The organism is Acinetobacter wanghuae (genome assembly GCF_009557235.1).
GTDB lineage: Bacteria > Pseudomonadota > Gammaproteobacteria > Pseudomonadales > Moraxellaceae > Acinetobacter > Acinetobacter wanghuae.
In genome coordinates this window covers 1948933-1972058 of record NZ_CP045650.1, presented here as the reverse complement: position 1 = coordinate 1972058, position 23126 = coordinate 1948933, and the positions used below count along the sequence as shown (strand labels likewise).

The following is a 23126-nucleotide window of genomic DNA, read 5'->3' as shown; positions in this document are numbered from 1 at the left end:
AGAGAGGGTATATGCCTCAATTGCAAGCACGTATTCATCAGATTCAGGCATTGTTGAAAGATCAACACATCGAAGCTTTACTTGAGGTCATCGAACAGTTAAATATTGCCGACCAAGCCAAAGTTTTGGCAGATATGCCAGAAAAGCAACAATTTGAGGTATTTTCACAGCTTCAGCAAAGATCCTTAGTCTTGGAATTTATGCCGTTGCCACAGCAATTGGCATTGGTCATTCAATTGCCTACATCAGAACTCGTCCATGTCCTAGATGCGATGCATTCGGATGATTTTATCGATTTGTTCAAAGCACTTCCAAGCGCACTACAACAGCAAGTTTTGCCGCAACTTTCCACAGTGTCTACGGATGTATTGGCGCAATTGGCGTCTTATGTGGAAGGTACAGCGGGCAGCATCATGAGTTCAAATTATGTGACCTTGTCACCTGACTTGAATATGAATGAGGCAATCACGGCATTACGCAATCTGAAAGATAATCATGACACTTTATATCTGATTTATATTGTCGATGAACACCATCATTTATTGGGAGTCATTTCCTTACGTGAAATCATTCAAGCCCATCCTGATGCCATTATTCAAGAGGTGATGACGCATGATGTGGTGAGTGCGGAAGTCAATAATGATCAGGAAATTGTGGCACGAACCTTAGCGCATTATGATTTTATTGCTTTACCTATTCTTGATGATGCAGGGCGATTATTGGGAATTGTGACCTATGACGATGCGATGGATATTGTGGAAGCCGAAAGCACCGAAGATATTTTACGTGCAGGGGCGATTGCGCCTTTTGAAAAACAAAGTATTAAAACCGCACCAATATTATCGCTGTATAAAAACCGTGTGTTTTGGCTTGTCATTTTAGTTTTTGGCAGCTTACTGTCGAGTTTTGGGATTGCCAACTACGAAGATATTATTGAGCAAAATATTGTTTTGGTCTTTTTCTTGCCGCTATTGGTGGGGAGCGGTGGTAATGCGGGCTCACAGTCCGCGACCTTAATGGTACGCGCTTTGGCCACTGGCGATGTACAACTGAAAGATTGGTTTAAATTAATTGCGCGTGAAAGTTTGGTTGCTCTCTGTTTAGGACTGACCATGGCATTTGCCGTGTCTATTTTAGGTTATATCCGTGGCGATCACATGGTGGCATTGGTCCTTGCCATTAGTATGACAGGCATTGTGATCTTGGGTTGTTTGATTGGAATGAGCTTACCTTTCATTTTGAATCGACTGAAACTTGACCCTGCGAGTGCATCAGCGCCGTTGGTGACCTCTATTTGTGATGCGACAGGTGTGGTGGTGTATTTGTTTGTTGCGTCTCAGCTCTTGTTGTAAGTTAATTAAAGTACGACAGATTTTATAGAAATGAATCGGTTAATATAACTCGATATACCCCATGTGGTTAGAGACATGCTCGATTCCAACAATAAACATAAATTAACCCAAGACGAAGTGATTCGTTTAGAACGCGATTTGGCAAAATTTGCCAATATGATGGATTCCGTGGTTCGTATTCCCTTTACCAAGCAAGGGGTAGGCGCAGATGCAGCGTTGAGTACCATTCCTGTTGCAGGAGATGTCGCAGGTTTTGTACTGACCTGTTTTGCAATTTATAAAGCCAAGCAAATTGGCGTGCCCCAACATAAGTTGACTCCAATCATGAAGCTGGCTGCGGTCGATGCAGTCGTGGGCTTTATTCCAGTGGTGGGAACTGTCTTTGATGTATTTATTCGTCCGAGTCGTAAAGCTCTTGACGTTGTGCATGATCATATTCGCGAAGAATATCAGATTCGTAGCACGGATCACGTGGTGCATCCATTTTTACATGAGAACTTAGAACGTAAGCAACAACATTCAGCTTTTTGGCGTAATCCAATTGTGGCTTGGCTATGGATTCATATTCCAGATCTGTTGGGCGTACTGTTCTTGGTTTTATTCGTGTCGGCAATTGGTTGGGGCAGCTATGCCTTATGGCAATGGTGGCAGTAAGCTTTAAGAAATATTTATTGACTGCGATGTGATCGGTCATGATTCATTTAGAGGTCACGCAAAAATTGCACATCTTTAGTCTATAAGGATTGAGAAGAATCCTAAACTGATGATAATTTAGCAACTTAATTTTATCATCTGATCCAATAAAAAATGATTAAAACGCTTGTTTTAAGCCTGAGCACAGCGCTTATTTTGACAATGAATGCGCATGCAGACCCTATACAAAATACAATCATTGGTGATGCTGAAGAAGTCATCACAATGAATAAAATCGAATATATCACTGGAAAACCTTATCATGTCCAAAATGACAGCGGTACAACAGATCAATACCGTGTGGTTCGAAAAACGCCTGATTTAATCGGTGCTTATATTGTTGAGCGCGTGGCATCTCAGCCCGGTCATCTTCAAGTGGTTTATATGACCCAATATTTACAAAATATAGAACTGGCACGATCTGTGATTAAAAAGGGGACAGTCGAATACACGCATTATTATTTGAATTGTCAGCGTGATTTTCAGAACAATACGCAGTTAAATAATCAATACTTTGAGAGCCAAGAAGTGGGTAATGGTATTTTTGAGTATGATGCAGAATATAATGAAATCACGCCCGTTTATGCGACGTATCGTGATCTCACCCAAATTTGCAAACATCGCTATCCAGATCAACACACTGCCATTTAAATGAAAAAAGCCTCCAATCGGAGGCTTTTTTAGACCAAATCAACAAACATTAAGGACAATCAAGTTGCTGTAATGCTGCAACACGTTGTTCAATGGTTGGATGGGTTTGGAACAAAGCCGCTAAGCTAAAGCCTTGCTCTTGACCTGCAGAGATTGCAAACGCTTTCATCTCTTTTGGCATCGCATCAGGAAGTTGCGATTCTTCTTGTAAACGTAACAGCGCAGAAATCATGGCTTGTTTACCTGCTAAACGCGCACCGGCTTCATCAGCACGATATTCACGGTAGCGAGAGAACCACATCACGATTGCAGATGCCAAGATCCCGAAGACAATATCAAGCACGATGGTAATAATGAAATAACTCATGCCCGGTGCTTCGCCTTCTTCACGACCAAATACGTTGCGATCAATAAAATCACCAACAATACGGGCGAAGAACATCACGAAAGCATTCACAACACCTTGAACAAGCGCAAGGGTGACCATATCGCCATTGGCAACGTGACCAATCTCGTGCGCAAGAACAGCACGCAGTTCGTCTTTATTCATGCGTTCAAGCAAGCCACTCGATACTGCTACAAGTGCATCATTTTTATTCCAACCGGTTGCAAAGGCATTTGATTGGTATGATGGGAAAATACCGACTTCTGGCATTTGAATGCCTGCGCGTTGTGACAATTGTGCAATTTCTTGCAGCAACCATACTTCTGCCTGATTACGCGGTGCATTTGGGTCGATCAGTTCCGTACCCGTTGTTTTTTTTGCCATCCATTTTGACATGAACAGTGAAATCATTGATCCCACCATACCAAATACAAAACAGATCACGAGTAGGTTGCCTATATTGAGGCCACCCGCACCATGGTAACTACCGACACCAAAGATTGACAGGATAATACCTGCAACCACCAGTACCGCGAGGTTGGTTAGCAAGAACAAACCAATCCGCATCATTGAGAAATCCTCTTTAAAATATAAAAATAATCTGATTAGAAAATTGGAATCATTAAAATCAATATGCGGTGAAATATCTAAAAATTCAAGGAGAAATTATAAAAATACGCAGAATAACCCGCCAGAATTTGTTAAAGAATTCTGATTAAAGTGCATAGTGTTGCAAAGAAAAATTATTCGCTGATATAGAGTTTAGCAGATGCGCTGGCATTTGCTGTGGCATACGAGCCCATCGGTGCATCGGTATAGCGACCATCTGCGGTCAGAATAATCTGTCTTTGATGTTTAGGTACTTGAGCCGCAGTGGTATTGTGATGAGCTGCTGTCTGCTGATCCATGTCTGAACTGGCGATGACGCGTGCCGAATTTTGATTGGAACTTGAGATTGAGCCTAGACCTTGTGCATATAAGTTTTGGTAACGACTATTCACACGGCGCACATAATCTTGTGTTTCACGAAATGGTGGTACATCGCCATATTTGGCGACATTGCCTTCACCCGCATTATAGCCTGCGAGTGCAAAGCGCACATTGCCATTAAAACGTTTCATTAACCAAGCTAAATATTTGGTGCCTGCCATAATATTTTGGTAGGGATCATAAGGATTCGTAACATTAAAGCGACGCGCCGTAGCTGGCATGAGCTGCATCAGTCCTTGTGCGCCGACGGGTGAGCGTGCATTGACGTTAAAACCAGATTCCGTATGCATCACGGCTTTAATTAAACCTTCGGAAACGCCGTATTTTTGTGACGCTTGGCGAATAATATTGTCAAAGGCATTTTTGTTTTTACTGTAACTCGGCAGCACTGCAGATTCGCTTGAACCCCAATTGCTGTAACTATGAATATTACTGTCAGGATAATAGGTTTTCTTTTCCACTTGCATGTGGTTATAACGGCTTTTTTTATTGGTCAGCAGTGTTGTGCCATTACTATCCTTAAGTTGATAGATGGTTTGACCTGCATACACCACGGTGAAGCAATTTAGCATTAGTAAACTGCCCAACAGATGTGACCCCATAACACGTAATTTTATTTTCATTGTTTATAGTTTAAAAATAATGAATCAAAAGCCTTGGTTTACGAGTTTAACAAAATTTTACTGAATGAACAGGCTTCGTCGTTGGATTTATAAACATGTTTGTAAATGCAAGTCCTTTTTGCTGAGGAACTGACCAAAAAATTTATTTATTTTTTTTTAATTCAGAGTCCTTGACAGGTTTAAGTGTTTGATTTTAAATAACTAATAAATTGATCAAAAAATGATCAATTTAAACTCAAGCCTTCAAGTGGAGGGCAATAGGCTTGTCAAGTGCGCGTCAATCCACAAAGTTATCCACAGCTTTTGTGGAAAACTGTGGAAAAGTCCAAAAGATAAGCATCTTGGCTAAAAATTGAACTTTTAGTGCTGGCTAAGATTGAACATTTTTCATGTTTTTCTCATGCTTGAATTGGGTTTTTATGAAAATAAAATCTTTTGGTGCGGTGAGAACCTGAATCGGATAAAATTGCCTAGAATTTTTATCTATGGGTTATTCTCGTCTATGTTCTCGCCAGTTGAATCCGAACAAGGATTTAATTTCAAACCGGAATTACCAACAAGCTCTGCGTATTATCGTTTGTTGAAAAAGCTTCGCCGCCAAGTGGGGCACGCTATTCGTGATTTTAAAATGATCGAAGAAGGCGACAAAGTCATGGTCTGTATTTCTGGTGGTAAAGACAGTTATACCTTGCTTGATATTATGTTGCAGTTTAAGCGTATCTCACCGGTCAAATTTGACGTGGTCGCGGTTAATCTGGATCAAAAGCAGCCGGGCTTCCCTGAAGATGTATTACCACGTTATTTAGAAGAAAATAACATTCCGTATTATATTCTTGAAAAAGATACCTACAGCATTACCAAGAAGTTGACGCCTGAAGGTAAAACGTATTGTGCAGTGTGCTCACGCTTACGTCGTGGTTCATTGTATGGTTTCGCGCAAGAAATTGGTGCAACCAAAGTGGCTTTAGGTCATCACCGTGATGATATTTTGGCAACGTTCTTCTTGAACTTGTTCCATGGCGGTAGCTTAAAAGCGATGCCACCAAAACTGTTGTCGTCGGATAAAAAGAATATCTTGATTCGTCCATTGGCTTATGTGGAAGAAAAAGACATCATCAAATATGCCGAGATGCGTCAGTTCCCAATTATTCCGTGTAATTTGTGTGGTTCTCAAGAAAACCTACAACGTGCCATGCTTAATGACATGTTACGTGGTTGGGATAAAGAGTTTCCGAAACGCTTACACAGCATTTTTGGTGCACTGCAAAACGTGTCACCATCGCAATTGGCTGACCGTGAGTTGTTCGACTTTGAAGCCTTAGATTCACAACGTGAGTTTGACTTTAAAGGTTCATGCTCAACGGAAGAAGCAGTTGAAGGTGAAAGTGAAAGCAAACGTATCAATATGGTCAATCTTGGTTTTGTAGCTGATTAATTGGCTTTCAAATCTGGATCAACCCAGAACAGACATAGGTTAATCTTATGTCTGTTTTTTTATGTTCTGCTCGAAAGTGTCCGATCCTTCAAAAATTGAACGCTGCGTACAAAATTCGTTAGCCATTCTTTAAATGATCATGCTATAACAACCGTTAAGCAAAATAGCTTCACCATGATGTGGTCAGGATTGACGACACAAATGAACATATAATTGAGGAAAGATTATGCCTGCTTTTTTAACTGATGATTGGTTTTCAACTGTCGAAACACTTACTGCACAAGCAGGTGATTTAAACTTGCCACCAGCGCTTGCAAATCTTGCAATTAACTTAGTGGTTGCTGATGCTGCAGGGAATACCGAGTTAGCATTGGATGGTGGTGCAATCAAAAAAGGTTTGTCTTCAAATGCAAAAACCACATTGAACATGGATGCTGAAACATTACGTAAAGTATTCCTTGAGTTTGATATGGCTGCGGCAATGCAAGCATTTATGACAGGCAAAATCAAAGTTCAAGGCGACATGTCTCAATTGATGGCATTGCAAACGGCTAAACCAAGCCAAGAACAAAAAGATTTGTTTAAGAAAGTACTTGAGCAAACTGCTTAATTTATCTTAAAAATAAAAAAAGCTTAGCGATTATCGCTAAGCTTTTTTTTATGCCTTATGGAAATCTGTGATTAAACACTGACCCATTGCGGTGTAGATTTAATATGTTCCAAATACGAACGGATACGGGTTACATATTGCAAGGCTTGACCGAAACGTGCATTTGACGCTTTATTCCGCGCTAAATAAGCATAGACGTTGACCCACTGATTCGCATTTTTGCCTTGGGCACGAACACGCTTTTGAATCTGATCGACTGCACCAGGACCCATGTTATAGGCAATCAATGCATACCAATTCCGATCGGGGAGTGGAATGTGGGCATAACGACTGAGCATTTGATCATAGTACTTGGCACCGCCTTGAATGCTTTGTGTGGCATCCACGCGATTGCTGACACCCATCGCTTTGGCAGTGCTATTGGTCAACATCATAATGCCACGTACACCAGTCGGTGAAACAGAATTAGGTTTCAAATATGATTCTTGATAACCAATTGCAGCCAATAAATGCCAGTCTAAATCATACTGTTTTGCGGTTTTCTTAAAGCTGGCTTGATAAATCGGTAAACGTTTATTGAGATCGCGTTGAATGGTATCCCATGATTCAGGCTTCACCACATTGCGATTATAAAATGATGCCAATTGTTTAGTGGCGCCATTTTGTTTACTACGACAAATAAAATCACTTGCTGTTTGGCTTAAAGGATCTTCAGCAGATTTAAATACCCAATTCAAATTTGCATTTAAGCCATTGGCTTGCATCGATGCATCATCACCGCAGGTTGCTGAAAACATCATTAAATGTTTAGACTCGATCACCTTATAGTCAGCGGTGGTCATCGCCAAATTGGCTTTGCCTTGTTTGACCCATTTTAAAGCCGTGGCATTATCGTTAACCACCTGAAAATCAAGTTGAACATTTAAACTATGTGCATAAGTGCGTACAAGGTCATAACCAAAACCATGCATTTGATTGCCATTTTGAAAAATCGTGGTGGGATTTTTCACCGCAACGACGACGAGTTTATTACTGTTCACCACATGATCAAACTGATGGGTGGTTTTACTGGCATTAATACTATGAAACGGAATAATTGCGGTGCTTAAGGCAAGCGCTTTAATCGAGAGAGAAGAAAAAGAGTGAAGGCAAAGCCTCGACCCAGAAGTTGAACTACTGTGCATGTTGTCTCCGCTACAAGTAATTTATGCCCTAAAAAGCACAGGTGAAAATCCCTGAAACTTTTAATCAGTTTGATAAATTCAATAAGGGTTGGGCAGTCATGACGTCATTCAAAATGACTTGGGATGAATAGGAAAAAATGTAGAAAAACTACATAGATTAAAAAATAATCAGAAATAAAACATGAGCGCATATTAATGATCAAAAAAAAGATTGTCAAATTTTGTACATCAATTATTTAAAAAATGTAATCTAAGTGGTTAAATTTATTGATAAAAAAAATAATGTTGTTTTGCAATCGTATTTTTAGCCATTAAAATACGACAAGACGCATGCAAAATGGGCAAAAAAATGGTACAAAAAAACGATGAAATCTAATCTCATTACCCGTGGTGGTCACGATAAATTGGTGGCAGAACTTAAGAATCTGTGGCACGAAGAACGCCCTGAAATTACCCGCAAAGTAAATTGGGCTGCGAGTCTCGGCGATCGGTCGGAAAACGCCGATTACCAATATAACAAACAAATTTTGCGTAAAATTGACCGTCGGGTACGTTACTTAGGCAAGCGCCTCGAAGAGTTACGGATTATTGATTTTTCGCCTGAACAAGCGGGCAAAGTTTATTTTGGTGCTTGGGTGGATATTGAAAATGATGAAGGTGAGAGCAAAACCATTCGTATTGTCGGTGTCGATGAAATTTATGATCATCACCCACAGCATATTTCAATCGATTCACCGATGTCTCGTGCCTTGCTCGGCAAACAAGTAGATGATGAAGCTGAAGTCATGACACCGTCAGGTAAGAAAATCTGGTACATCAATGCCATTCGCTATGATCCCTCAGAAAACCCTGTAGATTCAAATCATTGATTCTATTTTGTTCGATTGATGTGCTAAATGTATAAAATAATTTGCCAATTGGCTGAAATATTTATATGATGGCGCCCATGGAAGCGTGGCAGAGCGGTTTAATGCACCGGTCTTGAAAACCGACGAGGGTTTACCCCCTCCGTGAGTTCGAATCTCACCGCTTCCGCCAAATTCTAAAACCCCAATCGCAAGATTGGGGTTTTTTTATATCTATAAAATTTACGTGAATAAATGAAATAACGAAATTAGCCCCCGATATTTTTTATTGTCTTATATGTTTTTTAAGCTTGATCTCAAGCAAAGTATGCATTTTTGAATACTTTTTGGCTGATTAAACTGAATTTTTTACAACTTTTAAGATTTACCATTGCCAATATTCATAAATATTTATATGATGACGCCCATGGAAGCGTGGCAGAGCGGTTTAATGCACCGGTCTTGAAAACCGACGAGGGTTTACCCCCTCCGTGAGTTCGAATCTCACCGCTTCCGCCAAATTCTAAAACCCCAATCGCAAGATTGGGGTTTTTTTATAGCTCTATGTTTTAATTTCGTCTGATAACGCATGACATGATGATGACCACATACAAAGATAGAGCCCAACGCTACAACGCGTTATCATAAGTCTAAGTGTCTTTTGGATATCATTATGAAAATTATCGCAGATGAAAATCTGGCATTTACCGATTATTTCTTTGCTGAGTTTGGCGATATTAATGCGCGTGCAGGGCGTACCTTAACCGCGGTTGATGTAAATGATGCGGATGCTTTATTGGTGCGTTCAGTGACCCAAGTCAATCAAAACCTGATTGCGCATAGTCAGATTAAATTTGTCGGTAGTGCAACCATTGGCACAGATCATTTAGATATTCCTGTTTTAGAGCAACAGGGGGTTACTTGGAGTAATGCCGCAGGCTGTAACGCACAAGCGGTTGCAGAATATGTGATTACTGCACTTTTATATGTACGTCCTCAACTCCTTGATGCCAATGATACTTTTACTTTAGGTATTGTCGGTTTAGGTAATGTCGGTTCGCGTTTGGCTTTTATGGCGAAACTTTTGGGTTGGAATGTGATTGGTTACGATCCATTTGTACAGCGTGACCCCATTGAACAGGTCGAATTTACAGAACTGCTCAAACAAGCAGATGCGATCAGCATTCATGTGCCCCTTACAAAAGATGGCGAACATCCGACCTATCATTTATTTAATGCTGATAGTTTAAGTCAAATGCAGCCTCAAGCGATCTTGATTAATTCTGCACGCGGTGCTGTGGTTGAAGAACAAGCACTGATTCAAGATATTCAAAAGACACAAAGGCAAGTGGTGCTCGATGTCTTTGAGCACGAACCCGTGATTCAAGAAAATGTATTGGATCTCATCACTTTGGTGACACCGCACATTGCCGGTTATAGCTTGGAAGGTAAAGCACGCGGTACACAAATGATTTATGATGCCTTTTGCCAAAAATTTGGCTTCATTGCGCATAAAAAATTCGAAACGCAACTGCCGATATGTGCACAGTATTTTGATCAAGCTGACCTTAAAACGATTTTAAAACAGCATTTAACGGAAATTTATGACATTCAGTGTGATGATGCGAATTTACGTGCTTGCGTAAAAGATGGCATCGTTGAGCAAAAAGCCTTTGATTATTTACGTAAAACTTATCCACTGCGCCGTGAGTGGGCAGCCCATGGAGGTCCAAAAGCGTGAGCATTTCATATCAACCAACCTGTGATTTAAATGCCATCAAAGCCCGTGCCAACATGTATGCACAACTACGTCAATTTTTTGCTGAACGTGATGTGTTAGAAGTGGAAACGCCAATTTTGTCACAAGCAGGGGTGACAGATGTACATTTAGCGTCAGTACAAGCACAGCGACATGTGTTAGGGAAGCTGAGTACGCATTACTTGCAAACTTCGCCTGAATTCGCCATGAAGCGACTTTTAGCGAGTGGCAGTGGTCCAATATACCAAATCTGTAAAGTCTTCCGTGACGACGAGCATGGGCGTAAACACAACAGTGAATTCACCATGTTGGAATGGTATCGCCCAGACTTTAGCTTAAAAGACCTGATGTTTGAGGTGAGTGATTTATTGAATGTCACCTTAAAAGCCCGTTTTGGCGAGGTTCGTCCAACGATTTTGAGTTATAAACATGCGTTTATGGATCGTTTAGAATTGAATCCGCTGCAAGCGACATTAAAAGAACTAAAAGATTGTTGTCGCCGTGTGGGTTTAAATCTTGATTTAGGGGATGATCGCTTAGCGTATATCGACTTATTGTTCTCACATATGGTCGAACCGAGCCTAGGGTTTGATACAGCGGTCTTTTTAACGGACTTTCCACCAGAAATGGCTTCTCTTGCTAAAACCAAGCTGGATGAAGATGGGGAACTGGTTGCTGCGCGATTCGAGCTGTATATTGAAGGCTTAGAACTTGCCAATGCCTATGATGAGTTGATTGATGCGGATGTACTCCGTTCACGTTTTGAAGCCGATAACGTAGAACGTGAAAAACAAGGCTTACATGTGATGCCAATTGATGAATATCTGCTAGCGGCATTACCACATATGAGCGAATGTTCAGGCATTGCACTTGGGATTGATCGTTTATTAATGATTGCGACCAATCAAATGAAGCTTGAGAAAGTGATTACGTTCCCCGCAGATATTTCTTAATTGGAAAAAACAGAAATGATCAGCTTGGTGCTATTCAGGCTGATCATTCAGATACTTGGTGAAGCCCAGACTGTATTCTTCAAATCCTAAATTTTTATAAAAAGCGTGTGCAGGGTAACGCTCAGGTCTATTTCCACTGTTGACTAATAATCTTTTTAAGCCACGCTGTTTCGCTAACTCTTGAATCGCTTGAATGAGTTGTTTGCCCAAGCCTTGCCCACGATAAGCTTCATCTATAACAAAGGCTTGAATCCTGAAATAGCCATCATCAAATTCCCATGTGTATTGCTCAATCAAACCAGCATAACCAAGTACACGCGTTCCATCTGTAATGACTAAAGTTTCATAGCCTGCACGTTGATGGAGCAATTGCCATCGTTTTTGAATATTATCTAAAGTAGTCGGATAGCCCAATTGCGTGGTCAATTGATGAATATCATGCAAATCTTGATCAAGAAGCAAAGGGCGGATGTGAAAGCGCATAACAGGGAATATTTAGAGGAAATGATACAAGCATAAAGCAACTTTCACATGTCTTTATGCAAATAAAATCATATCGATAACAGAATTTTAGCGATATTCATTTGTCATAAAAAAGCGCCCTGAGGCGCTGTTTTAGATAACTGCACTATGCTGTTCTTTGAGTTCTGCCAAAGCATGAATCCGACGTTCAATCAGCATTTCACCAATGTCCGCACCTTTGACCTCGGGTGGTAGGTCTTGTGCTTTAATATTACGCACCAATTCCATGGCTTCACGAACATATTGTGCTTGAGCATAATCCCGATTTTCTAAACCTAAACGACCACGAGAGTCACATTCACAGGCTTGAATAAAGGCTTCTACTCGTTCAGGACGACGTAATACATCTAAACGTTGTAAGAGACGCCATAGTGTGCCGGGCTTTAAATTCAATGCTTGATGACATTTTAAATGTTCTTTACATACCGCAATAGCGAGTTGCTTGGTATTTGTTGGCACTTTCAAACGATCACATACTTCAGTGACGGGTTTGACGCCACGTTCTTCATGCATGATATGACGTGGCCATTCATCCTGTGGTGTTAGGGCTTTACCTAAGTCGTGTACTAATACGGCAAAACGCACATCTAAGCTGTAATTTTGACGACATGCCTGCTGTAAGGACATTAGGGTGTGAATACCACAGTCAATTTCTGGATGATATTCAGGGCGCTGTGGAATTCCAAATAGCGCATCGATTTCAGGGAATAAAACCTTTAAAGCACCGCAAGAACGTAATACTTCAAAGTAGACATCTGCATCACGTTCCATCAGTGCGCGGGAGGTTTCTTTCCAGACACGTTCAGGTGTCAGCGCATTCAATTCACCAGATTCAGACAATGTTTGCATTAAGCTTAGGGTTTCAGGCGCAACTTTAAAATCTAAACGATGATAACGTGCAGCAAAACGCGCAATACGCAGTACACGTAATGGATCTTCGACAAAGGCCTCGGAAACGTGACGTAATAAACGTTGCTTTAAATCGGCTTGACCGCCGTAGGGATCGTAGATATTTCCATCATCATCCATCGCCATGGCATTAATGGTTAAATCACGACGAATAAGATCTTCTTCTAGGGTGACACTGACGTCTGTATAAAAGGCAAAGCCATGATAGCCCGTGCCAGATTTACGTTCCGTGCGTGCAAGTGCATATTCTTCTTTTGTTTCGGGATGTAAAAACACAGGAAAATCTTTCCCAACAGGTTGATAACCCGCGGAAAGTAATTGGTCGGGTGTTGCACCGACAACGACATAATCTTTTTCGTGATAGGGGTGTCCGAGCAAGTGATCCCGAACTGCACCGCCTACTAAATAAACTTGCATGAAAAAACCTCTATTCTTAGAAGCATCATGCTACAGAATAGAGGTTTTCTCAAGTCAAGAAACGTGGCTTTCGCGTCGTTTTCTTAAAGTGCGTCTTGCTCAGCTTGCTGAATTTCAGCGACTGTTAACGCTGTCATATTTACGACACGACGTGTTGTTGCTGTCGGGGTGAGAATATGTACAGGTTTTGCAGCACCAAGTAAGATTGGACCAATCGTTACATTATTACCCGACGTTGCTTTTAACAAGTTGAATGAAATATTCGCTGCATCCAGATTTGGCATAATTAATAAGTTTGCCGCACCTTTAAAGCGTGAGTTCGGGAATGCAAATTGGCGAATATTTTCATCCAATGCTGCATCACCGTGCATTTCACCTTCAACTTCAAGTTCAGGCGCAATTTCAGACAAGATGTCATACACTTGGCGCATTTTCTTCGCGCTAGCATCATCTTGATCAGAACCGAAGCTTGAATGAGAAAGAAGAGCAATACGTGGTGTCATACCAAAACGACGCACTTCTTCAGCAGCCAAAATGGTCATTTCAGCAAGCTGTTCAGCGGTTGGGTTGCGGTTGATATACGTATCTGCAATGAATAAGTTACGATCTTCAAGCATTAATGCATTAAGTGTGAAGAAGTTATTACGACCTTCTTTCAAGCCAATAATATTACGTACGAAATCTAAATGAATATCGTAGCTTGAATAAGTACCACATAGCATACCGTCAGCCAAACCATGTTTCACTAACATGGCAGCAATTAACGTTGAACGACGACGTGTTTCACGTTGTGCATACTCAGGTGTAACCCCTTTACGTTGCATGATGCTGTAGTAATCATCTGCGAATAATTCGTAATTTGGATTTTTTTCTTGATCGACAATAGTGACATTGACACCATCTTCAAGACGTAAACCTAATTTCTTGATATTCGCTTCAATGATCGCAGGACGACCAACAAGGATGGGTTGTGCTAAGCCTTCATCCACCGCGATTTGCACGCCACGAAGTACGCGTAAATCTTCACCTTCCGCATAAGCAATGCGCTTAGGATTTGATTTCGCTTGCTCAAAGATTGGTTTCATCATGAATGCAGAGTTATAGACAAACTCAGACAAACGTTGACGATAGTGTGAGAAATCTTTGATTGGGCGTGTTGCAACACCAGAATCCATCGCTGCTTGTGCAACAGCAGGTGCGATTTCAAGAATCAAACGTTGATCGAGTGGACCTGGAATCAGGTATTCACGACCAAATGAAGCTGATTTTTCGCCATAAGTAGATGCATCTGCTTCAACATGTGCCATACGTGCAATCGCATGTACACACGCGATTTTCATTTCTTCGTTAATCGTTGTTGCGCCAACATCAAGCGCGCCACGGAAGATGTACGGGAAACAGAGCGCGTTGTTCACTTGGTTTGGATAATCCGAGCGACCTGTTGCCATAATGATATCAGAACGCGCTTCATGTGCGTGTTCAGGTAGAATTTCTGGATCTGGGTTGGCTAGGGCAAAGATAATTGGATCTTTTGCCATTTGCTTCACCATATCTTGGGTCAAGATACCTGCAGCAGACAGACCTAAGAACATATCCGCACCAGACATAACATCGCTTAACTGCGTACCTTCGATGTCTTGTACATAGGCTTTCTTAGATTCATCTAAGCCTTCACGTTTTGTTGTGAGCAAGCCACGTGAATCGGCAACCGTAATGTTTTCTTTTTTCGCACCTAAGGCACAAAGCAGATTCAAACAAGACAGTGCAGCAGCACCTGCACCTGAAGCGACAATTTTGATTTCATCAATTTTTTTGCCGTTAAGTTGCAAAGCATTGAGCAATGCTGAACCAACAATAATGGAAGTACCGTGTTGATCATCGTGGAATACAGGAATATTCATGCGTTCACGAAGTTTTTGCTCAATATAGAAGCATTCTGGTGCCTTGATATCTTCAAGGTTAATCCCACCGAAAGTAGGTTCTAATGAAGCAACGATATCGACAATTTTGTCTGGATCATTTTCATCAATTTCGATGTCAAAAACGTCAACGCCTGCAAATTTTTTAAATAGTACACCTTTACCTTCCATGACAGGTTTTGATGCAAGTGGCCCGATATTGCCTAAACCCAATACAGCTGTACCGTTGGTAATAACAGCAACCAAGTTGCCGCGTGCAGTATATAAAGCAGCTGTAGACGGATCGCGCTCGATTTCAAGACACGGTGCAGCAACGCCAGGAGAATAAGCAAGGGCTAAGTCACGTTGGTTGACCAGTTGTTTACTTGGTGTAACGCTAATTTTTCCGGGAGTTGGAAATTCGTGATAATACAGTGCCTGTTGCTTTAAAGATTGTTCGTCCATCTGTCTCTCGATCGTTGCAATGATTACCCCCCGGCGGGGTAATAAAGTTTAATTTATGTCCTTGAATATACCATTTGTTTGTTGTTTATCACAGTTAAAAAAGGCTGTTTTTCAAACAACCTTAGTAATTTCACCGATTAAGTTAGACTTGATAGCTATAACTTAAATTAAGTTTCGTTTGTGCGAGATATTCACTGGCTTCTTTAATAGGCAAGGGTTTTGAAAATAGGAAGCCTTGTGCAATATCACATTTTAATTCACGTAAATATTCAAGTTGCTCCACGGTCTCAATGCCTTCAGCGACGACGGTCATGCCCATGGCTTTACCCATGGCAACCATCGCACTTACAATGGCTTCCTGTTTTTTATCACCAATCTTAGAAACGAAGCTACGGTCAATTTTTAAAATATCAATCGGGAAGTCAGCAAGATAAGAAAGTGATGAATAGCCTGTGCCAAAGTCATCGAGTGAAATATTAATATGCCGCTCTTTAATCTCATTGAGCAAATTCATCACGGAATCTGAATTCTCAACCAATGATGATTCAGTAATTTCAAGCTCAAGGCTTTTACCTGAAATTCCTGTCGATTCAATGGCTTGATCTAAGTCATCTAATAGTTGTCCGCGACGTAACTGCTGCGCCACAATGTTGACCGAGACACAAATATCACGGAAGCCTTCATCGTTCCATTGCCGAATCTGTTTGGCTGTTTCACGAATGACCAAACGACCAATTTCAGAAATGAGACTGGTTTGCTCGGCAAGGGGAATAAACATGCCCGGTGGAATAATGCCTTTTTCAGGATGTTGCCAGCGCACTAAGGCTTCAAACCCATAAATATGTTGATTCGTAATATGAATCTTTGGTTGGTAATACACCACTAATTCATTATTTTTAATGGCTTTACGCAAATCACGTTCAATGAAAATCCCTTGCTCAAGTAGGGCAGTATTTTCACTAGAATAGAAGCGAATGGTGTTGCCGCCTAAGGCTTTTGCTTCAGCCAACGCTTGTTCGGCACAGTTATTTAAATAATCCAACTGACGACCGTGATCAGGATAGAACGCGATCCCCATCGATAAGGTGATGACATAATCTTGTCCCAACACATTAAACGGTTGAGAAAAGGCTTTACTGATGCGATCACAATGTTCTTGCACCGATGGGCGAATATGAGAGATTTCATACAAAATCGCAAAATCATCGCCATTAAGATGAGCGACAAACAGTGCTTCAGCATTGGTAATACGTAGTCTTTGTGCCACTTGACGCAATAACTCGTCACCACCGTTATGACTTAAATATTCATTCAGTGGGCGGAAGCGATCAATATTGATCCGAATCACAGCCATCTGCTTAATCGAATCTTTTTGCGTCACTAAATACTGATGTAACTGATAGTTGTAGTAAAAACGATTCGGCAAATCCGTCAGTGTGTCGTAATTTTCTAAATAAGACAGACGTTGTTCTTGATGCTTGCGTTCAGTTAAATCCGAAACAATCCCAATATAATGGGTAACGCGTCCTTCATCATCGGTAATGGCATTAATGTGTAGCCATAATGCCATTTCTTTGCCTGACAAGAACTTCTCATTAATTTCACCATCGAATGAGCCAATTTTCATGACCTGTTTGATGATGTTGGAATGCGTACTGCGTTGTTGAGATTTATAATTGGCAGTGATGTCAAATAAATGCTTGCCAATGATTTGCTCGCGCTCAAAACCAGACAACTGTTCAAAGAAAGGATTGGTATCGATATACAGTAAGTCTTCGTTTAAGATGAAAATACCTTCAGCAGCTTGTTCAAGCACACTGGCTGCAAGTTTTAAACGTTCCTGAGATGTGCGTTCATTTTGAATATCACGACGAATGCCGACCATACGTAAGGGTTTATTGGTCTTTGGATCGCGACTGATGACGCGTCCAATGTCATGCACCCAACTCCAAACGCCTTTAGTTTGTTGAATGCGATAGGTTGCTTCGTAACGTTCCGCCTGACCACGTAAATGTTGTTTCATATTACTTTTAAAGTAATCGACGTCATCAGGATGAATAATGTCATGCAGCTGTGCATGATGATCTTTAGAATCGCGAGAGACTTTTTCGTGCATATGATTGGTAAGGGTAATCACACGATCTTTAATATTCCAATCCCAAGGCCGAATTCCCGCAATTTCATGTGCCAATTCTAAGTTTTGATTCTGATTCTGTAAGTCATGATTCATTTGATGAATATCATAGGTACGTTCACGTACTTTCTGTTCCAACAATTGATTGTTCAGCTGCAATTGCATTTCAATATCTTTCGATTTATTGACTTCTTGTTGCAATTGTTGGCAGAGCTCATCTGTCCATGCCACTTGCTGTTTGGCATCAGAAACCAATAAACTATTTTCTGCATATAGGCGAGAAGTACGTTTATGAATGCGATAACTACTTGAGGCACAAAATAAAATCACGAGTACCGCAAAATTGAGCGATAAACCAAGAAAGAGATTATCGTTGTTTTCAAATATTTGTGAGAAGAAGAACGGAATTAAACAAGGCAAAAAGACTAAGCAGAAGTAACTGGGTTTTTGGGTTAAAAAAGTCAGACCAAAGGCTTGGGTTACAATCAGTAGCAGCGCAGAAAGCGTCAGTGCTTGAATGGCTGTAAACTGTGCATTCACACTTGGTAAATAGATATAAATGGTATAAATGCCAATGGCGATACATGCCCCAATCAGCAGGCATTGTGTGTTGAGCCAACGATGGGCGGTGCGTAAATGATATTGTCCGGGCTTAAAATATAAGGTGTTGATGAGCCAACAGAGGCTCACCATAATTTCAGTACCTACAAACCAAACATTAAAGTAAAGTTCAGTTGGCTGGTAATGCAATAAATAAACGCAAAAGATATATAAGCAAATAATCAAAATACTGATTAAAAAGTATCGACTATGGCGAAGCGTATTGGTAATTTGCGCACTGTTGAGGTGCTGCTGTATATAGTCTTTTTGGTGATGAACCATGTATTTAGTGCCTTATCTGCTTCCTAGACGGATATAGTCTTATGCTGCATTGTTGTTTTTTATGTCCCTATACAAGCACATCATCTAAAAAATATTCATTAATTTTTATTCACTTAAGACTAAATTGCTTAAGTATAAAAATCAACCAAAACTGCAAGAAAATTTTATGTGATTTTAAACGTTAAAATTTATAATTTAAAATCGATAGGGCAACCACGGGTGCTGTTTCCGTTCGAAGCACACGTTCACCAATACACCAGTTTTGGAAACCTTGCGCATTTGCCGATGCAATCTCATCTTCGCTTAAACCACCTTCAGGGCCAATGAGCAGTGCCAATTCAGAACTGGCATCTGTAAGAACATCCACTTCATCTTTATTCGGTGCGAGCACTAATTTCGTCGTAGGCAGTTCCGTTGCTAACCATTTTTCCAATGAAACAGGGGGGAGGATATTAGGCACGATGTTTAAACCACATTGTTCGCAGGCAGCAATGGCAATACCTTGCCAATGATCGAGTTTCTTCTGATCGCGGTCATATTTAAGACGCATTTCGCAGCGTTCAGACGTCAGCAGTTGTATCTCAGAAACACCGAGTTCAACTGCTTTTTGAATCGCATAATCCATGCGATCACCTTTACTCATCACTTGTCCGAGTAAGGCTGTAAATTTAGGCGTGCGATTGGCAGGATTAAAATGATTAATCTGAACGGCGGCTGATTTTTTAGCAACTTCGATCAGTTCTGCTTCAAATTCGCCACCTTGACCATTAAATAAGGTCGCTTTTTCGCCCACTTGAGCACGTAATACTTTAACCCAGTGATGAAAAACTGTTTCAGTCAGTTCAACAGTGCTATCGACTGCTAAATCAGTTTCTATATAAAAACGTGGCATTAAAATCTTACTCTCAAATAGGCGTTTACTGGCTTATGCTAAACCAAGATCAAGCACAAGCTGACGTGTTGGATCAGTGGTGTTCATTGTATAGAAATGCAAGCTCGGTGCACCACCTGCAATGAGACGTTCACACAGTTTAATGATCACTTCATGACCAAAAGCTTTAATTGAAGCCGTATCATCGCCATAAGTTGCCAATTGTTTACGAATCCAACGTGGCACTTCAGCACCTGTACCATCTGCAAAGCGAATTAAATTGCTGGCATTGGTAATTGGCATAATACCCGGTGCAACAGGAATATGAACCCCTTCTTTTTGCAAACGATCAACAAAGTAGAAGTAGGCATCTGGATTAAAGAAGAACTGTGTAAGTGCTGCATTCGCGCCTGCATTGGCTTTGTCACAGAAACGTTTGATGTCGAGATCAAAGTTTTCTGCTTGCGGATGCATTTCAGGATAAGCCGCCACTTCAATATGGAAATGATCACCTGAATGTTCACGAATAAATCGAACTAAGTCGGTTGCATAAGGTAGTTCGCCAAGACCCACCTGACCTGAAGGTAAATCACCACGTAGTGCAACGATACGATTAATCCCTTGTGATTTATACAGGTCTAAAAGTTCAGCAATACGTGCTTTGCTGTCGCCAATACAAGACAGGTGAGGGGCAACAGGTGTTCCTTTGCCATTGAAATCTGCAAGCGTAGACAATGTGCGTTCACGTGTCGAACCACCTGCGCCATAAGTTACAGAAAAGAATTCAGGGTTTAATAATTGTAGTTCTTGATGAACTGTAATGAGTTTTTCTGCACCAACATCAGTTTTAGTTGGGAAGAACTCAAATGAGATTGGAATACGTTTTGACATGTTTAAATCCTGTTTTATAAATACTTTTATTTTATGGATTACCCTCTTCCTAACCTTCTCCCAGAGGGAGAAGGGATATCCATTGTGTTAGCTAGAGATATTGAGGATTAAATCTGTAACTGTATTTCACAATGGAAGTCTCCCTCTCCTTGTAGGAGAGGGTTGGGGAGAGGTGAAAATCGAAAAACTTAGTATTTATAAGCATCCGATTTAAACGGACCTTCCACTTTCACACCAAGGTAGTCAGCTTGTTCTTGGGTCAATTGAGTCAGAACACCACCGAAACCTGCAACCATTGCAGCAGCCACTTCTTCGTCTAATTTCTTAGGAAGTAGTTCAACACGAATTGCTGCTTGTTTCTGATCTTCAGGAAGATCAGCAAACTTCTCGGCGAACAAGTGCATTTGACCCAAGACTTGGTTTGCAAAAGAACCATCCATCACGCGTGATGGGTGACCTGTTGCATTACCAAGGTTCACCAAACGACCTTCAGAAAGAAGAATCAGGTAATCGCTGTCATTTTCTGAACGATATACTTGGTGAACTTGAGGTTTAACTTCAACCCATTTGTAACCACGTAAATAGTTGGTGTCAATTTCAGTGTCGAAGTGACCGATGTTACAAACAACAGCACCTGCTTTTAATGTATCAAGCATCGCTGAGTCACAAACATGGTAGTTACCTGTTGTTGTTACAAGTAAATCTGTATTTTGAAGAAGCTCAACATTTACGTCTTCTTTTTTGCCAGTTTGAACACCATTTTTGTATGGAGATACGACTTCGTAACCATCCATGCAGGCTTGCATTGCACAGATTGGATCGATTTCAGTCACGCGAACAATCATGCCTTCTTGACGAAGTGATTGAGCAGAACCTTTACCGACGTCACCATAACCAATCACAAGTGCACGACGACCTGATAACAGCATGTCTGTACCGCGTTTGATCGCATCATTCAGTGAGTGACGGCAACCGTATTTGTTGTCGTTTTTAGATTTGGTCACTGAATCATTCACGTTAATTGCAGGCACTTTGAGTGAACCGTCTTTCCACATTTCTAAAAGACGTTGTACGCCTGTTGTGGTTTCTTCAGTAATCCCGTGAATTTTAGCAATCAGTTCTGGATATTTTTCATGAACAACAGCAGTTAAATCACCGCCATCATCCAGAATCATGTTGGCATCCCAAGGTGTGCCGTTTACATTGATTTGTTGTTCAAGACACCACATGTATTCTTCTTCTGTTTCGCCTTTCCAAGCAAAAACTGGAATACCAGAAGCCGCAATTGCCGCAGCAGCATGGTCTTGAGTAGAGAAGATATTACAAGACGTCCAACGAACTTCTGCACCCAGTTCAACTAATGTTTCAATCAAAACAGCAGTTTGAATGGTCATGTGGATACAGCCGAGAATTTTCGCGCCTGCAAGTGGTTTTGCAGCTGAATAGCGTTTACGCAGACCCATGAGGGCTGGCATTTCTGCTTCAGCAAGTTTGATTTCTTTACGGCCGTAGTCAGCTAGATTGATGTCGGCAACTTTATAATCTGTAAATGAAGCATTAACCGCGTTCATCACGATCTCCTTAATTAAAATAATTGATCATTCAGTTCGCGGATGCCGTTGTTGGTCAAATCGAATGTTTAACCGTATCGTCGAGCCTAGCGATTTCACATGGTCATTTAAAAATAACGTGTGAAAACGTCGCAGCATCCCTCGACTGGAAAACATTGTACTTGGAAATCTACAGGCTTCCAATCTGATATTGTTTAATTTCTGACTGAATATGAGCAATTGTGTGACTGAATAAATTATAAAAATTATCACTAAAATTGATGATTCATAAGTAAATCTAAATATGAACAGCGAGCTTAAACGCTAGAGATTCCATAAGCGAGCAGGGTGAACGTACTTGTTAAAGATGATGGTCGAGAGATTGATATGATTTAACAAAAATGAGTGGGCAGCCTAGAACTTTAGCCAAGTTTAGAAAAACTGAGAAAAGTCAACTCTTCTATAATGATTTAGTCCTTAGATCTAAAAAAGCCCATCTTTCGATAGGCTTAACTGAATTACGAATTGGCTTGTTCTAATGCATCGGCTTTTGCTGTCCAAAGCGCAGCTTTTTCCTCATCTACATCAGTGCCTAAACCATTTTCATAAATGAAAGCAAGGTCGCGCATTGCTTGGTATTCGCCCCATTCCGCAGCTTGTTTCACCAACGAGATCGATTTTTCAACATCTTTTTCAATGACATCGCCACGACGGTAAAAGTTCGCAAGTTCAAGTGTCGCTGCAGGATGTTGCTTCATATTGGCTTTGCTTAACCAGTAATAGGCTAACTCAAAGTGAGCTTTTGATTCTGCTGGGTCTTCCTCGACAAGTTCTTTGGCATAAACGGTATAACCTTCACCGAGCCAATACATTGCTTCTACTAAACCGCCATCCGCTGCTTTTAATGCCCATTCTTCCGCAAGAATGATGTCATCATCATGTTCGCTTTGCATATACAGTTCAGCAAGCTCAAATTGAGCTTCAGCGTCGCCAGCAAGGGCGCGGTTAGACAGGGCAGCAGGGGGAGAAATACGCTCAGCCATTTTAAAATCTCGCAAAAAATGAGCCTTAGTTTAAAGCTTTGCGTGAAAAAAGCGAATGAGAGAA

The 23126-nt window shown here is 40.9% G+C and carries 19 protein-coding genes and 2 tRNA genes; 10 read left to right on the top strand and 11 right to left on the bottom strand.

What is annotated here, in order from left to right; genetic code table 11:
- Positions 1–11: 11 nt before the first annotated feature.
- The 3 genes from mgtE (at position 12) to GFH30_RS09285 (ending at position 2696) form a co-directional block, all read left to right on the top strand.
- A complete protein-coding gene (mgtE, locus tag GFH30_RS09295; protein ID WP_153372025.1) occupies positions 12–1352 on the top strand; it encodes a magnesium transporter in 1341 nt (446 codons plus the stop codon).
- A gap of 75 nt (positions 1353–1427) precedes the next feature.
- Positions 1428–2006: a DUF4112 domain-containing protein gene (locus GFH30_RS09290; RefSeq protein WP_153372023.1), complete on the top strand. Its 579-nt coding sequence runs from the start codon at positions 1428–1430 to the stop codon at positions 2004–2006.
- Between the two features lie 264 nt (positions 2007–2270).
- Complete coding sequence (locus GFH30_RS09285) at positions 2271–2696, top strand: hypothetical protein (RefSeq protein WP_153372021.1); 426 nt, start codon at positions 2271–2273, stop codon at positions 2694–2696.
- Between the two features lie 49 nt (positions 2697–2745).
- Here the strand turns inward: GFH30_RS09285 and htpX are convergent, their stop codons facing one another.
- Complete coding sequence (gene htpX, locus GFH30_RS09280) at positions 2746–3651, bottom strand: protease HtpX (RefSeq protein WP_153372018.1); 906 nt, start codon at positions 3649–3651, stop codon at positions 2746–2748.
- A 173-nt stretch (positions 3652–3824) separates the two neighbouring features.
- Positions 3825–4694: a lytic transglycosylase domain-containing protein gene (locus GFH30_RS09275; RefSeq protein ID WP_153372016.1), complete on the bottom strand. Its 870-nt coding sequence runs from the start codon at positions 4692–4694 to the stop codon at positions 3825–3827.
- A gap of 502 nt (positions 4695–5196) precedes the next feature.
- Between GFH30_RS09275 and ttcA the strand changes: the two genes are divergently transcribed.
- Together ttcA and GFH30_RS09265 are read left to right on the top strand one after the other, a co-directional pair.
- On the top strand, positions 5197–6129 hold the full coding sequence (gene ttcA, locus GFH30_RS09270; protein ID WP_153372014.1) for a tRNA 2-thiocytidine(32) synthetase TtcA: 933 nt from the start codon (positions 5197–5199) through the stop codon (positions 6127–6129).
- Positions 6130–6355: 226 nt separating this feature from the next.
- Complete coding sequence (locus GFH30_RS09265) at positions 6356–6739, top strand: SCP2 sterol-binding domain-containing protein (RefSeq protein ID WP_153372012.1); 384 nt, start codon at positions 6356–6358, stop codon at positions 6737–6739.
- Positions 6740–6810: 71 nt separating this feature from the next.
- Here the strand turns inward: GFH30_RS09265 and GFH30_RS09260 are convergent, their stop codons facing one another.
- Positions 6811–7923, bottom strand: coding sequence for a transglycosylase SLT domain-containing protein (locus GFH30_RS09260; protein ID WP_153372010.1), 1113 nt, complete (start codon positions 7921–7923; stop codon positions 6811–6813).
- Between the two features lie 365 nt (positions 7924–8288).
- Between GFH30_RS09260 and greB the strand changes: the two genes are divergently transcribed.
- The 5 genes from greB to epmA all read left to right on the top strand — a co-directional run bounded on the left by greB (position 8289) and on the right by epmA (position 11480).
- Positions 8289–8792: a transcription elongation factor GreB gene (gene greB, locus GFH30_RS09255; protein ID WP_153372008.1), complete on the top strand. Its 504-nt coding sequence runs from the start codon at positions 8289–8291 to the stop codon at positions 8790–8792.
- Between the two features lie 79 nt (positions 8793–8871).
- A tRNA-Ser gene (locus tag GFH30_RS09250) sits at positions 8872–8961 on the top strand.
- 236 nt (positions 8962–9197) lie between these two features.
- A tRNA-Ser gene (locus GFH30_RS09245) sits at positions 9198–9287 on the top strand.
- 154 nt (positions 9288–9441) lie between these two features.
- Entirely contained in the window at positions 9442–10509 is a 1068-nt protein-coding gene (locus tag GFH30_RS09240) for a 4-phosphoerythronate dehydrogenase (RefSeq protein ID WP_153372006.1), read from the top strand.
- On the top strand, positions 10506–11480 hold the full coding sequence (epmA, locus tag GFH30_RS09235) for an EF-P lysine aminoacylase EpmA (RefSeq protein WP_153372004.1): 975 nt from the start codon (positions 10506–10508) through the stop codon (positions 11478–11480). The genes GFH30_RS09240 and epmA overlap by 4 nt, the downstream gene beginning before the upstream one ends.
- 30 nt (positions 11481–11510) lie before the next feature.
- Here the strand turns inward: epmA and GFH30_RS09230 are convergent, their stop codons facing one another.
- The 8 genes from GFH30_RS09230 to GFH30_RS09195 all read right to left on the bottom strand — a co-directional run bounded on the left by GFH30_RS09230 (position 11511) and on the right by GFH30_RS09195 (position 23062).
- A complete protein-coding gene (locus tag GFH30_RS09230; protein ID WP_153372002.1) occupies positions 11511–11963 on the bottom strand; it encodes a GNAT family N-acetyltransferase in 453 nt (150 codons plus the stop codon).
- 132 nt (positions 11964–12095) lie between these two features.
- Positions 12096–13328 (bottom strand): multifunctional CCA addition/repair protein, encoded by a 1233-nt coding sequence (locus GFH30_RS09225; protein ID WP_153372000.1) that lies wholly within the window; start codon positions 13326–13328, stop codon positions 12096–12098.
- Between the two features lie 83 nt (positions 13329–13411).
- The gene (locus GFH30_RS09220; protein ID WP_153371998.1) at positions 13412–15691 is read right to left on the bottom strand and encodes an NADP-dependent malic enzyme; all 2280 of its coding nucleotides are present in this window, start codon (positions 15689–15691) and stop codon (positions 13412–13414) included.
- Between the two features lie 142 nt (positions 15692–15833).
- Positions 15834–18707 (bottom strand): putative bifunctional diguanylate cyclase/phosphodiesterase, encoded by a 2874-nt coding sequence (locus tag GFH30_RS09215; protein WP_153371995.1) that lies wholly within the window; start codon positions 18705–18707, stop codon positions 15834–15836.
- A 181-nt stretch (positions 18708–18888) separates the two neighbouring features.
- Positions 18889–19599, bottom strand: a complete 711-nt coding sequence (locus GFH30_RS09210) for a 16S rRNA (uracil(1498)-N(3))-methyltransferase (RefSeq protein WP_153371993.1) — start codon at positions 19597–19599, stop codon at positions 18889–18891.
- 33 nt (positions 19600–19632) lie between these two features.
- Positions 19633–20469: a methylenetetrahydrofolate reductase [NAD(P)H] gene (gene metF / locus GFH30_RS09205; RefSeq protein ID WP_153371991.1), complete on the bottom strand. Its 837-nt coding sequence runs from the start codon at positions 20467–20469 to the stop codon at positions 19633–19635.
- 188 nt (positions 20470–20657) lie between these two features.
- Positions 20658–22040 (bottom strand): adenosylhomocysteinase, encoded by a 1383-nt coding sequence (ahcY, locus tag GFH30_RS09200; protein ID WP_153371989.1) that lies wholly within the window; start codon positions 22038–22040, stop codon positions 20658–20660.
- 497 nt (positions 22041–22537) lie between these two features.
- Entirely contained in the window at positions 22538–23062 is a 525-nt protein-coding gene (locus GFH30_RS09195; RefSeq protein ID WP_153371987.1) for a tetratricopeptide repeat protein, read from the bottom strand.
- Positions 23063–23126: the final 64 nt, after the last annotated feature.